Source organism: Spirosoma sp. SC4-14 (assembly GCF_037201965.1).
In the GTDB taxonomy this organism is placed as follows: Bacteria; Bacteroidota; Bacteroidia; order Cytophagales; family Spirosomataceae; genus Spirosoma.
The window spans coordinates 3,177,667-3,191,475 of record NZ_CP147518.1 but is presented as its reverse complement, the minus strand read 5'-3'; the positions used below and the strand labels follow the sequence as shown (position 1 = coordinate 3,191,475).

Annotated in this window: 9 protein-coding genes; 5 read left to right on the top strand and 4 right to left on the bottom strand. The window is 47.8% G+C overall.

The features are described 5' to 3' along the window. Nucleotides 1-59 precede the first annotated feature (59 nt). From WBJ53_RS12805 to WBJ53_RS12790, 4 genes are all read left to right on the top strand, one after another. Complete coding sequence (locus tag WBJ53_RS12805) at nt 60-941, top strand: tetrahydrofolate dehydrogenase/cyclohydrolase catalytic domain-containing protein (RefSeq protein ID WP_338876520.1); 882 nt, start codon at nt 60-62, stop codon at nt 939-941. A gap of 82 nt (nt 942-1,023) precedes the next feature. Then, nucleotides 1,024-1,404 carry a RusA family crossover junction endodeoxyribonuclease gene (locus WBJ53_RS12800; protein ID WP_338876519.1) on the top strand — a complete coding sequence of 127 codons (381 nt, stop codon included), beginning with the start codon at nt 1,024-1,026 and terminating at the stop codon, nt 1,402-1,404. Further along, entirely contained in the window at nt 1,394-1,651 is a 258-nt protein-coding gene (locus tag WBJ53_RS12795; protein ID WP_338876517.1) for a hypothetical protein, read from the top strand. Before WBJ53_RS12800 ends, WBJ53_RS12795 begins: the two co-directional genes overlap by 11 nt. Before the next feature lie 140 nt (nt 1,652-1,791). Next, nucleotides 1,792-4,743, top strand: coding sequence for a DUF2723 domain-containing protein (locus WBJ53_RS12790; RefSeq protein WP_338876516.1), 2,952 nt, complete (start codon nt 1,792-1,794; stop codon nt 4,741-4,743). An 84-nt stretch (nt 4,744-4,827) separates the two neighbouring features. Here WBJ53_RS12790 and WBJ53_RS12785 read toward each other — a convergent pair whose 3' ends face one another. From WBJ53_RS12785 to WBJ53_RS12770, 4 genes are all read right to left on the bottom strand, one after another. After that, nucleotides 4,828-6,426, bottom strand: coding sequence for a Na+/H+ antiporter (locus tag WBJ53_RS12785; protein WP_338876515.1), 1,599 nt, complete (start codon nt 6,424-6,426; stop codon nt 4,828-4,830). A gap of 108 nt (nt 6,427-6,534) precedes the next feature. Further along, on the bottom strand, nt 6,535-7,440 hold the full coding sequence (locus tag WBJ53_RS12780; RefSeq protein WP_338876514.1) for a hypothetical protein: 906 nt from the start codon (nt 7,438-7,440) through the stop codon (nt 6,535-6,537). 409 nt (nt 7,441-7,849) lie between these two features. Next, on the bottom strand, nt 7,850-8,731 hold the full coding sequence (locus WBJ53_RS12775) for a porin family protein (RefSeq protein ID WP_338876513.1): 882 nt from the start codon (nt 8,729-8,731) through the stop codon (nt 7,850-7,852). A gap of 159 nt (nt 8,732-8,890) precedes the next feature. Further along, on the bottom strand, nt 8,891-11,761 hold the full coding sequence (locus WBJ53_RS12770; protein ID WP_338876512.1) for an ATP-binding protein: 2,871 nt from the start codon (nt 11,759-11,761) through the stop codon (nt 8,891-8,893). A gap of 557 nt (nt 11,762-12,318) precedes the next feature. Between WBJ53_RS12770 and WBJ53_RS12765 the strand changes: the two genes are divergently transcribed. Further along, nucleotides 12,319-13,683: an FAD-dependent oxidoreductase gene (locus WBJ53_RS12765; protein ID WP_338876511.1), complete on the top strand. Its 1,365-nt coding sequence runs from the start codon at nt 12,319-12,321 to the stop codon at nt 13,681-13,683. Nucleotides 13,684-13,809: the final 126 nt, after the last annotated feature.

The window sequence follows — 13,809 nt, the reverse complement described above, 5'->3', positions numbered from 1 at the left end:
TTCAGAATTGTTCCCGACACGACGTCAACAAAGAAAGTACGAAGATTATAACGATATTTATGCAACTCCTTGACGGTAAAGTCCTTTCGGCACAAATCAAACAGGAAATCGCGGCAGAAGTCGCGCAAATACGCGAGCAGGGCGGCAAAATTCCCCATCTGGTTGCGATTCTGGTTGGCAACAACGGAGCCTCAGAAACCTATGTAGCCTCCAAAATGAAAAACTGCGAAGAAGTGGGGATGCACTCGACCCTATTCCGCTTCGATCCGTCGGTTTCTGAAGACGAACTGCTTGCCAAGGTTCGGGAAATCAACGATAACCCCGACATGGACGGGCTAATTGTACAACTTCCGCTACCCGATCACATTAACCCCGACCGGGTGATGGAAACCATCAATCCGGCCAAAGATGTGGATGGCTTCCACCCAATCAATATTGGGCGCATGGCCAAAAGCCTACCAGCCTACATTTCGGCTACGCCACAAGGCGTTCTCGAAATGATAAAACGCTATAACATCGAAACATCGGGTAAGCATTGTGTGGTGGTAGGTCGTAGCCAGATTGTTGGCCTTCCGATGTCGATTCTGATGCAGCGCAACACCTATCCGGGCAACTGTACCGTCACGCTCACCCATAGCCGGACTCAGAATCTGGCCGAAATCTGCCGCTCTGCCGACATTCTTGTTGCAGCCCTGGGCCGTCCTGAATTCATCACCGCCGATATGGTAAAAGAAGGAGCGGTTGTGATCGATGTTGGTCTGGAGCGGGTACCGGATGCCAGTAAAAAAAGCGGCTTTTCGCTCAAAGGCGACGTCAAATTTGCGGAAGTAGCGCCGAAAACGAGCTTCATTACGCCCGTACCGGGTGGAGTTGGTTTAATGACGATCTGTTCGCTGATGCAAAATACGCTGAAAGCCGCCCGGGGGGAGGTGTATGTGTAGAGAAATCTTAGTACAGATTATCAAATCTGTGTATTGCTTCGTCGTTAACACCAAACCTAAAGCCTATAAGAGTACAAAAAAGTTGAGCTATCAGAAGCGACTGGTCACCGCTTTTCAGGCTAGCTGCCCGCAACATTCCCCCCTTTCAACGGATCTATATGGGCTAGTTTATCATTTCTTTCGGCGGGATATTGGCATTGATGCCGACAATTTGAGTAAGCCAGTTTGGGATACGTTGAAAGGACTATTATTTGACGATGATAGTCAGGTTAAAATGCGCATAGCCGGTAGTTTCGACCTGTTAGTCAATGACTTGGCAGTTCTCGATTTTTCGGGGTTACCGGGCGGCATCATCAATACTTTGCTGGAGGTTTTAGAAACCGAAGAGCACGTCCTTTACGCTGAATGTGGTAACTTCACAACAGATACAATCCGACTAAATCTGGCCAGAAATGGAAATTAAACAACAGTACTTGCAAAACTACCTGCATGATATAGCCATTGACCAGTTGATGGATGATTATCGGGCCAAGGGGTATCAGGTAGTCAGAGAGGAAAAAGTTGGTGATTACCGGGCAGATTTAGTTGCTAAAAAGAGCGACTCATTTCCACTATCATTTGGGATTATCCTGAAGCATAACGAAACGCAGGAATTGTTTATAGCCGATGCCGAAATGATAGAAGTAGATACGTCATCGTTTTATGACTAGTGCTATAAAAACGACTCGGAATCATAGCAAAACAATTGTAACCTTAACAAACTTTAACAGCCTATCCAGACTCCCCAGGCTACTTTTTACGTATTTTTGGCTGCTACTTACACAAAAGCAGTTCGTTAATCTCCATTTGTATGCAATCATTCAAACGCCTGAACACGCTCACGGGCTGGCTAACTTTCGTCGTCGCGCTGATTACCTATGCGATGACCGTCGAACGAACGGCCAGTTTCTGGGACTGTGGCGAATTCATTGCGTGTTCGTTTAAACTTCAGGTACCGCACCCTCCTGGTGCCCCTTTCTTCCTGCTCCTGGGACGAATTTTTTCCATGATGTCGTTCGGCAATCTGACATCTGTAGCCTACTGGATCAACATGGCATCCGTACTGGCCAGTGCCTTTACCATTGTGTTTCTGTTCTGGACTATCACCATGCTGGCACAAAAAGTACTGGGCAAACCCGAAAATGAATACACAACCGCCGATACACTGCTGATTCTTGGCTCCAGTGCGGTAGGTGCTCTGGCCTACACGTTTTCCGATACATTCTGGTTTTCGGCGGTTGAAGCTGAGGTATATGGAATGTCGTCGTTCTTTACGGCCATTGTCGTATGGGCAGCCTTCAAATGGGAACGTATCGACGATGAAGCCGCGGCCAATCGCTGGCTGATCCTCATTGCCTACCTTACGGGTCTGTCGATCGGTGTTCACTTGCTGAACCTGGTTACGCTACCCGCCCTTGCCCTGATTTATTACTTCAAAAAATACCCCAAACCAACCTTCTGGGGTGGTGCAACGGCTTTTGCAATCGGCATGGCCATTCTGGGTATTATTAACTCCGGTATCATCCCTGGCCTGCCCAGCATGGCTTTCTTCTTCGAGCGGCTGTTTGTCAACTCCTTTGGGTTGCCGTTTAACTCGGGCATGATATTCTTCGTCATCGTGTTTCTAGGGGCCGTTACGTACGGAATTATCTGGTCGGTTCGGCAAAAGCGTCCTGTCCTCAACACATCGCTGCTGGCACTGGCTTTTGTTCTGATCGGTTATGCATCGTATATGCAGGTGCTGGTACGGGCCGATTTTAACCCGCCAATTAACGAAAACAATCCAAGTGATGCGCTGAACTTCCTGTCGTATCTAAAACGCGAACAATATGGCAGCCGGTCGCTGCTGTATGGTCCGGTATTCACATCACGACCCATCGATCAGAAACAGGGCGCGCCGATCTGGAAAAAAGAAGGCAACAAATACGTTATTTTCGATTATCAGCCCGAATATGTATACGCTCCTGGCGACGAAATGCTGTTTCCAAGGGTGTATAGCAGCCAGCAGAATCACCCACAACTATACCGTCAGATGCTGGGGCTGGCCGAAGGGCAGAAGCCAACAATGGGCGATAATATCAAGTTTTTGTTCAGCTATCAGTTGGGGCATATGTGGTGGCGCTATCTGATGTGGAACTTTGCCGGGCGTGAAAGCGACGAAGAAGGCGCAGGTTATCTATTGCCCTGGTCGACCAATCAGAACGCTCCCGATTTGCTGGTTCATAACAAAGCCCGCGATAATTTCTACATGCTGCCTTTCATGCTGGGTCTGTTTGGGATCGCATTCCAGTATTTCCGTCGTCGTCGCGATCTGCTGATTGTTGGTCTGCTCTTCCTCTTCACAGGTATTGCCCTTCAGGTTTTCCTTAACTCGCCACCATCCGAACCGCGCGAGCGCGACTACATCTACGTTGGGTCGTTCTATTTCTTCGCCATCTGGATGGGGCTGGGGGTCATGTCCATTGCCGAAGGGTTGCAAGCCTATCTGAAAGCAGACAAGCTCCGCAATGGTCTGGTGGTTGGTTTGTGCCTGCTGGTACCGGTGATGATGGGCGCCAAAAGCTGGGATAACCACAATCGAAATCACCGCTACCAATCGGTCGACTTTGCCAAAAATCTGCTGAATTCCTGTGCGCCGAATGCCGTTCTGTTTACGGGTGGCGATAATGATACTTTCCCGCTCTGGTATGTTCAGGAAGTTGAAGGATTCCGTCGCGATGTGCGCGTTTGTAACCTGAGTCTGCTCGGAACGGAGTGGTACATCCAGCAAATGAAGCGCAAGACCTATGAATCAGATGCCTTACCGATTTCGCTGGAATTCGATAATTTCAACAAGGGCAAAAATGATATTGTGCCGTTCTATGAAGTACCGGGCGTGAAAGATGGTATCGATCTGAAGCAGTATATCAACCTGATCCGAACCAACAATCCGGCCATTCAGGTACCACTGACCAGTGGCGATATGACCAACGTGCTGCCGTCTTCTATTCTGTTCCTGCCGATCGACAAGGCCGCTATCGATAAAGCGAACTTTGTTCCACCCCTGCTACGGCCCATGTTGAAAGATACGTTACAGTGGACAATCGGAAAAAAAGACCTGTATAAGCCTGATCTGATCATGCTCGATATTATTGCGACCAATAACTGGAAGCGTCCTATCTATTTTTCGAGCACACTGGCCAGCGACAACTACCTGAGTCTGAAGAACTATATGCAGTTGGAAGGCTATGCTTACCGGCTGATGCCGGTGGCGGTTCCGGGCGCTACAGATGGGTATGTCAATTCGGACATCATGTATAACAACATGCTGAAAAAGACGTTCTGGCGTGAGTTCGACAATCCGGATGTGTACTACGACGAAACCTATAAAGGTCCCCCAGTTATCTCGGCCCGAATAGCGTTCTTCCGGTTGGCCGATCAGCTAATCCGCGAAGGCAACATTGATAAAGCGCGTCAGGTACTCGACTTTTCGCTGAAGGTGATTCCCGACAAGAGTATTCCTTACGACCAGATTTCGTCGAATTACGTGCGGTTCCTGTTTACGGTTGGTGATGACAAAAAAGCCCTCCAGATAGCTGATACGATGGCAACCCGCGCCGATCAGAACCTCACCTACGACAAAACGGGAAATCGGTTCGGAAGTCCTGATTCGGACCTGTATATTCTGCAAACGATTATTGAAGCCTGTAAGGATGCCAAACAAACGGCTGCGGCCAACAAGTATGAGGCTATCTTCCAGAAACACATCAATTCGTTTGGTTAACGGATTCCATCCTAAAAGAGAAAGACTCGATCGGTTTACCGATCGAGTCTTTCTCTTTTAGGCAATCAGCAACGGCCAATGCCTCTAATGAATGGGATGGTTCATTTTTTCTTCCTCCAGATCAATTCGGGCTTCTTCCTTCCGAATGATCTCATCATCAAACTCTTCGCGATTGCGTAACCGGTGTAGTTCCCGCCGTTTAACACCGATGATCTCATTCATAATCTGGTTATACTCGGCAATTTTCTTACCATCGCATTCCAACGAATCCAGATGATGTTTTGTCAGGCGAACATCGCTTTTGATTCGGTCCTTCAGATTACGAACCAGGTCGTTAGTTTCGGTAGCACTGGCATACCGTTCTTCTAATTCATGAAGCGCAACTTTCAGTAATTTCAGTCGAATGGCCGATTCCTGTTCTTCTTCAGAGGGTCGGTTATCAGGGTCTTTATAGTTGATTTTTCGGATAACAAACGGTAAGGTTAGCCCCTGAAAAACAAGCGTAACCAGAATCACAACAAACGTGATGAACAGAATCAGATTCCGGTGCGGAAACGCCTGACCGTTGTTCAATGTCAATGGAATCGACAAGGCCGATGCCAGCGATACCACCCCTCTCATACCAGCCCAGCCCACAATAACGGGTCCCCGCCAGCCTGGATTTCGATCGGCAACCGTAATCCAGCGGCCAATCACCGTTGTAAACACAGATGAAAACAGAACAACTGCCATACGGGTAACAATAACCACCGACGTAATCATTAGCGCATACAGAACAGCATCCATTTTTGAATAATTACCCAGCGCACTGATAATAACTGGCAATTCAAGCCCAATCAGAATAAATACCAGCCCGTTGAGCGCAAACACAACCGTGGCCCACATTCCTGTTCCCTGAATACGGGCGCTGTGGTTCAGAATTTTATGGCTATGATTGGACAGAAAAAGACCTCCACTCACCACGGCCATAACTCCGGAAACATGAAATTCCTCGGCCGTCAGATACATGAAATAAGGAGCCATAAATGTCAGCAGTATACTGACACGGGTTGTTGTGAACAGATAGCGATGAATCACATAAAAAACACCCGCAATGGCTAATCCGACCAGAATTCCCAGGAAGGTGACCAGCATGAAGTCGACCGCTGCCGTTTGCCAGACAAACGAACCCGACAAAACAGCCGCCAGGGCAAACCGAAACACAACCAGACTGGATGCATCATTAACAAGACTCTCCCCTTCCAGAATGCTAATGGATCGCTTGGATACGTTTATTCCTTTCAGCACCGATGTGGCCGCCACGGCATCGGGGGGCGAAATGATGCCCCCCAGCAGATAACCCAGCGCAAGTGTGAACCCAGGAATAAATGCACTCGACATGTAGGCAACCGCCGAAGCCGTTACAATAACCAGCCCAAAAGCCAGCACAATAATGATCCGTCGCCAGCGCCAGAACTCCTTCCAGGATGTAAACCAGGCTGCTTCATAAAGCAGGGGGGGCAGAAAAATGAGAAAAATAAGTTCCGGGTCGATAGCTATTTGGGGAATGCCCGGAACCAAACTAACGGCAAGTCCGCTCAGTACTAAAAAAATGGGAGCCGAAATCCGTAAACGCTGCCCTAGCATCACAAAGAGCGATACAGCCAGCATCAGACCTAAACAAAGCAGTAGCGTTTGGTGCATATAGAGTAGAAGAGCCAGATAACAAAAATAACATAAGCGGCCTCCTTTCAAATGACAAACCTACCCAAGAGCGACACTCTAAAAAATAACTACCTGATAAATAAATTTTTAGGGGCTTTTTACCTCATATTGCTTCCCATAAATATACCGCAGTGAAATGCCAAAGCCCCATCCGGTTCCGTTCGCCGTAATAGCCGATTGTTGCTGTGATGTTGTATTGACGGTATATGTCAGATCGGAACGAAGTGCATTGCCAAGTCCCCAATATTTACGAACATAAAACCCCAGTTCAAGGGTCGACGATAAGCGGGTGGCATAGTCGACGCCCAATTCAGCAGCGCCCGATATTCGCTTCTCGGTCCCGGTAATCACATTGAGATGAAGCGTATCGATTCGATGGCTATGGGCATAAGTACTATATCCCGAAAACTTCAGCTCTTCGGTCTGCCCATCGCCATTGGGTATGAGCCAGGCACCTGCCGTAAGCCAGAATCCTGTTCCATTAGCGGCATTCTTTCCTAAACCGATTCGGCGTTTCAAACGCACCGGAATACCAAAGCCGCTATTCTGGTAGTTGAACACAAACGGGCTCGGGTCGTTTGTAATCGTAATATTCAGGTGAACCGGCGCATGCGTATAGCCCGTTTCAATAGCCCAGGCATTATGAAAAGTATAGCCCGTAAGGATACTCCAGGCAAATTTAGTCTGATTAGTACTACGGACCAGGCCATCAAATGAATTGGTTAGTGTGCTCAAATCGGTCCGAAATCCTCCCTCACTGCTTAGATACCAGGTTTGCGTTTCTTTTAACCGATGGAGTTCCAGATAATCGGCCTTCCGATCACCACTTGTCCGCCCTATGTGGCCTTTAGCCCTACGATCTTCGGGGTCGGCCGTCAGAACGCGCCGACGCACAGGCGGAGGAGCATAATAGTTTGTATCGAATACAACCTCCTGAGCCCATGCAGATGTCGATAAGCCTAAAAAAACCAAAAAAAGATAGATGTTCTTCACTATAGATTCAGTGTTTTAACCGAATAAACAGATACCGTACTTCAAATTACGCAGATCTTCCCTGTTGTGTTGCTAACGAAAGGCGCTTCGTCCCGAATTTCTTCGATAGCGATACTGACTCCTGAATGTGCGTCCAGATTCTGGCATCATGTACTATATCAACAGTTAACAAAAATACCCGACCTCAAACAAAGTCGGGCGTTAGGCTACTTATCAACTTTTCAAACGTTTCTTAAAACCAGCGAGGACCTTTACATCGATACTTAAACCTCAAAGAAAAAGTCCGGCCTCAACACGAACCGGACTTTCTGTCACTATCTACATTAAAAAACAGGTTTGTTCTAAAACATACCTCGTTTTGGCAAAACTAACATGAAGGATAGTATTTACAAAAACAGGGGTTTGTATACTAATGACCCGATAAAGGAATCAGATACCCTACCGAAAGCATTGCATTCTGGGGCGTCAGGCTGGTTCCGTCGTCATTACTTGAGAACAAATACGAATAGCGGCCTTCGACCAGAATTGTTCCCGTTCCCATTTTCATTGCCACACCGGCTCCACCCGCAGCTCCGTACGAAAACCGGCCCTGGCCCGTCATATCGATCACCTGCGATTGCGACTGACCGCTTTCCCGAACCGAAATAGAACCGCTCAAGGTGTAGGCTCCTACTGGCCCGGCATTAATAAAAAACCGAAGTTCAGGTTGTCCAAAAGAAGCTTTTAGCAGTACCGGTACTTCAACCAGATTGTATTTAAGCTGCAAATAGTCGGCCCCGAATGCCATACGAATTCCGTATTGTGTGTATAAAAGCTCGGGCTGAACCGAAAATGATGGTCCACCAATATTCATGACAACACCACCGTGGAAGCCAGCAACGCGCTTCAGGGTAAGACCCTCACCCATAGCCGACGCATCGACTCCTCCGATGGTCGAGAAATTACCTCCTACCCGAAACCCAATTCGAAAGCGGCTTTCTGACTGGCGATAGATTGCCACTGGCCGGGCAGGTTGAGGGGTGGCTACAACAGTGACAGGCTTTGGAGCCGGAGTTACCGCAGGCGATTGCTGAACCGGCATTGCAGAAGCCTGTTGAGCCGAACCGGTAGTTGGGGCAGCAAGTGCAGCCCCCCTGGAAACGCTACCTGCTTTTGGGGTCGTTGTACTTTGAACTGGCTGAGTAGTTTTGCGAACCTGCGAAACCACCGGTTTACGCTGCAAGGTTTTGGTTTGTGCCGATACACCCAGGGGCACAATCAGCAGCGCTAGTAGAGGCAGTAAATTGTTCATCCTATTATTATGCTTTTCTTGTTGTTTACAGCCCAAAATTGAGCAACGAGAATGCACTTTGCATTTGTAAACCGTTTGAACTAGCATTTCAACGGGATGAACCGAAAAAAGACGACCTCGAACAACACACGCACCAATGGTCGATATGATTCCGGACTACTAAACGGGAGGCCGTCTGGTCATGCTCTCGACTTCGGCCTGAATGATGGGCATTGCAGCTTTCAGACTTTGCATATACTTTCTGACAAGCGGTATAAGTTTCGGTAAGGGCTGCGCAACAACCAGGTGGGCTTCCAGCTCGCTTATCTGTAACGAAATGTCCTGCAAGCCAAGCATCTGAATGGCAGCCTTCTGCGTGTGCACGATTTTCCCGATCGTTTCCGTATCATTTTCGACCAGTGCTCTTCGTATGGTAGCCAGTTGATCTGGGGTTTGGGCGAGAAAGACGTTCAGCAGTTCCAGCGCCAGTTCTTTATCGTTGCCAACAGACTCCAGGAGTGGGTTAACCGAAAAATGATTGGCAGGTGTGGACGGTGCGGGTTCTGACTCAACGGGTTTATCAGGCTTTACCGTAGCTGGAACGTATTTCTGGATCAATCGTTGCAAATCGTCAGGCAGAAACGGTTTCGACAGGAAATCATTCATACCTGCCCGAAGGCATTGTTCCCGTTCGCTAGCCAGCGCATGAGCTGTCATGGCAATAATTGGAATTGGCATTTGAAGAACAGTTCGTATATGGCGAGTGGCCGTATAACCATCCATCACGGGCATCTGAATATCCATTAATACCAGATCAAAGGATTCCCGCATCAGTTTGTCGATGGCCTGCTGCCCATTTTCGGCAATTTGAGCCGTATAGCCTAACCGCTTCAATACGCCCAGCATCAGCTTCTGATTCATCCGATTATCTTCAACAACCAATATTCGCAGTTCATGTTCAGCCAACCCCCACGAAGAAGATGGCTGTCCTATTGGCTGACCAACAGCATCCTGCGCAATCCGATACGGAATTTCGACCGTAAAGCAGGAGCCTTTTCCGGGCGTACTGGTTACCGTTACCCAGCCACCCTGCATTTGCGCCAGCGACCGAACAATGCTCAGTCCTAATCCGGTACCACCATATTGACGGGTAGTGGAATCGTTGGCCTGCCGAAAACGCTCAAAAATATGCGGTAATACATCGCTATCAATCCCAATGCCGGTGTCCTCGACAATGAAACGCACCCGTACCGAGTTATTAGCTTCCGGGCTGTTCTCGATCCGTAGCTGCACACTTCCTTCTTTGGTAAACTTGATTGCATTGCTGAGCAAATTCAGTAATATCTGGGTTAATCGGGTTGGATCGCCCAGCAAAACAGGCGGAATCGTTGATGCTATTTCCGTTCTAAGATCCAGCTTTTTGTCGCTGGCCGTCGGCAGAAGCATCGTCTTGATTGAATCGACCAGCGATGGAATACTAAACGGAATCGTTTCCAGGGGAAGCATGCCCGACTCGATTTTGGCAATGTCGAGGATATCGTTTACAATCGTTAGCAGGTTTTTTCCGGCAGTGCCTATATCCCGGTTAAATTCTTTTTGTTCTGCTGTTAGTGCCGTTGTTTCAAGCAAACTGGAAAACCCAAGAATTGCATTCAGTGGAGTTCGAATTTCGTGGCTCATATTAGCCAGAAATTGTTTTTCGGTCAATCGGGCTTCATTCAGTGCATGAGCAAACCGGAACGATAATACCAGCGATTGCAGATAAAAGAACCCGACATAGCCAACAAACAGGATAAATTTATCGGGTATCTCCACGCCAAAATACTGCCCCAGAATTAAGCTGAAAACGACCATCAACAAGGCTGTGCTCAGTAATGAGTACTGGGCACCGGGTCGTTTTCGCCGGGCGGCAAGCGAATACACAAAAAATGCATAGCCAATATAGAGCACCATTAGCACCAGAAATGGGTCCATCAACTGTGTAAACAGCAGGGGTGGTAAGATTAGAACCGTACTGACAAAAGCCAGACATATCCAGGCCATAGGAATGGTGATCCGTCGGTCGGTATCGTTCGGATACAGCGATTGTGTATAAACAACAAACAAGGCTACGGCCAGATATAAGGAAGCATATTCGAGTCGGAGACTCAAGGCCCACGGAATAGTAGGCATCAATGTATGCAACACATAGAGGTCGGTTCCGATAATCCGATAACTATACACTAAACAAAACAGACCGAAATACAGCATTGGCCGGTCGGTTTGGCTGAATCCAAACAAACCAATAAAAAACAGCCCGGCCATGAACACGCAGCCTGTCAGGAATAAATCCAAAGCACGGGCCACTTCCAGACGGGTTTGCAACCGGCTGGCTTCACCAATTCGTAAGGCTTTCGCAGAACCTCCTTTAGCGTGCTGAAAATTGGCAATCTGCAAAAGTAATTGGAGTGTATCGCTGCTGGCAGGTAATTGGATCAGTTGTGTTGACCAATGGGCGGTCGTTGAATCGGCTGTACTGGCAGGATTGCCGTCGTGCGCCACCATCTCACCGTTCACAAATAATCGGTAGGCTGTATACTGATCAGGCACTTCCAGCATAAGCGGTACCGATCGTTGTGGCAATAGAACGGTAAGCGAATACGTAGCAAACCCCTGACTGCCCAGGCGTTTTTTTCCCCAGTCACTGGCCGTCCATAACTGCGGAAATGTAGTATACGCAAAAGGCGACTCCGGATTGCCCGGAATGCGTAATTGATTCCAGTACCATTTCCATTCGCCACGCAATTCAGCATCCTGCCGCGAAAAATTCACCTGTCTTAAATCCAATACTCCCTGTTTGGCTATCGGCTGTGAGCCCGCCCGCGTATAGGAAAAGCACAGACACAGGAATAGCACAGCGCATACAGTCCGGTCAATTGGTATGGACCGAAGGCCTTTTTTTAGCCCGGTTGTCGTATTGTGTATAGACGTTACAATCTGGTTCTTTTTACTAGTTTCCTTCCAACAGATACTCCCCCACAGATTCCAGCCAATATGCCTGATGTCTTGCATTAGTAGCTCTTCTACAAGTATTCGATCTATGTATTACCGAACTAATCGTCCAGAAAACGAAGAGCCCTCCAAGAACTACAACCACTGTTTTTTACAATTGTAGTTACCACAAATCTAATTAAACAAATTTACAAGAAAAGGGACAGGGCTAATTCTGTATCCGATAGGACACTAGTGTTTTCCGGATAAAAGCGAACGCACCAGTCCACAAATCAAGATGCCACCCCAAAAGAACAGTCGGCACATCGTCCTGATATTGGTTACAGGAAAAGGCCTAACAGGAAGCCGGGTATTTTATCAAAAAAAGAATGCGCCTTTTGAGTGGCTATAATCGGTCTGCCTTACCGGAAAAAGTTTATTAGCTCGCTACGAAACAATTATCGGTAGCCATTTGAGGCAAAGTGGTTAGAGATTGCTACACTATTTCGGTAATTTGCCCGTGTGTCAGTCAGTCGATGGACTAACACCTTATTTTTATTACCATCTACTCAAGCGTTTTACCAACAGCAGCAAGTCGCAAATGGCATGCTGGCAGGTAGTTAATTTTACTGTTTTACATGATGAAATCAATTCATAGCGCTTATGATGCCCTGATCATTGGCTTTGGGAAAGGGGGTAAGACGCTGGCTGCTTACCTGGCCAATCAGGGATGGACCGTGGCATTAGTTGAACAGTCGCCATTCATGTATGGAGGCACCTGCATAAACATTGCCTGTATACCAACCAAATTCTTAATACATGATGCCGAACTGGGTAAGCCATATGCAGAAGCCATCAGCGAAAAAGATCAACTTATCGGTACTCTGCGGCAACGTAATTTCAACATGGTCGACCAGTCGCCCAATGCTACAGTAATTACCGGCAAAGCCGCTTTCGTGTCTCCTCATCAGGTTTCTGTTCGGCTTACGGATACAGGAGAAGAAGTTCTGATTGAAGCCGGGCGAATTTTTATCAACACCGGTGCTAAACCCCTTATTCCATCAATTCCGGGTCTTCAGCATAGCCAGCGCGTGTTTACCAGTACTACCCTTATGCAACAGAAGCAACTCCCTGATGAGCTGGTCATTATCGGCGGAGGTTACATTGCTCTGGAATTTGCCAGTATGTATGCCCAATATGGTTCCAGGGTCACGATTCTGGATCGATCGATTCATTTCTTACCAAAAGAAGATCGGGATATGGCCGATGCGGTCCAGATCATTCTTTTAAGTAAAGGTATTCGAATTGAACAAGCCGTAACGGTCGACGAAATTATCCCCGGCGACGACCGTTACGATACGGTTGTTTACCATGGACAGGAACAAAATCGGCAGGAAATTTCGGCTGCTGCCATTCTGGTGGCCACTGGCAGACAACCTTATACCGAAGGCTTAAATCTTTCGGCAGCAGGTGTCGAACAGGACGCCAGAGGGTATATAAAAGTTAATGACCATCTTCAGACCAATATTCCGCACATCTGGGCAATTGGCGATGTGAACGGAGGGCCTCAGTTTACCTACATCTCCCTGGACGACTTCAGAATTATTCGGAGCCAGTTCTTCAACTTTAAGCCGCATACGCTGACAGATCGCAGCCAGGTAGCCTTTAGCTTATTTACCAGTCCACCTTTCTCCCATGTGGGTTTGCGCGAACACGAAGCACTGGCGCAGGGCTATCGTATCAAAGTAGCTACCTTACCAGCCGCATCGATCACGCGGGCTCACGTCTTAAAAGAAACGGAGGGTTTGTTAAAAGCCATTGTCGATGCGGATACCAATCAGATTTTGGGATGTACGCTATTGTGTGCCAACTCCAGCGAATTGATCAATCTGGTTCAATTGGCCATGCGTGCCGGATTCGATTACACCGTATTGCGCGATACGATCTACACTCATCCTTCCATGAGCGAAGGGCTAAACGATTTGTTCGCTAAGCTAACCTAATCGGAACCAGTTAGGCTTTATCTGCCTATACTGGAAGGTTAGCATATTGTTTCTTTTCTGAAATAACGCAGGCTGGATTTTTCTTCCAGATGCAATTGATAGACTGGTGGTCTTACCCTACCCATT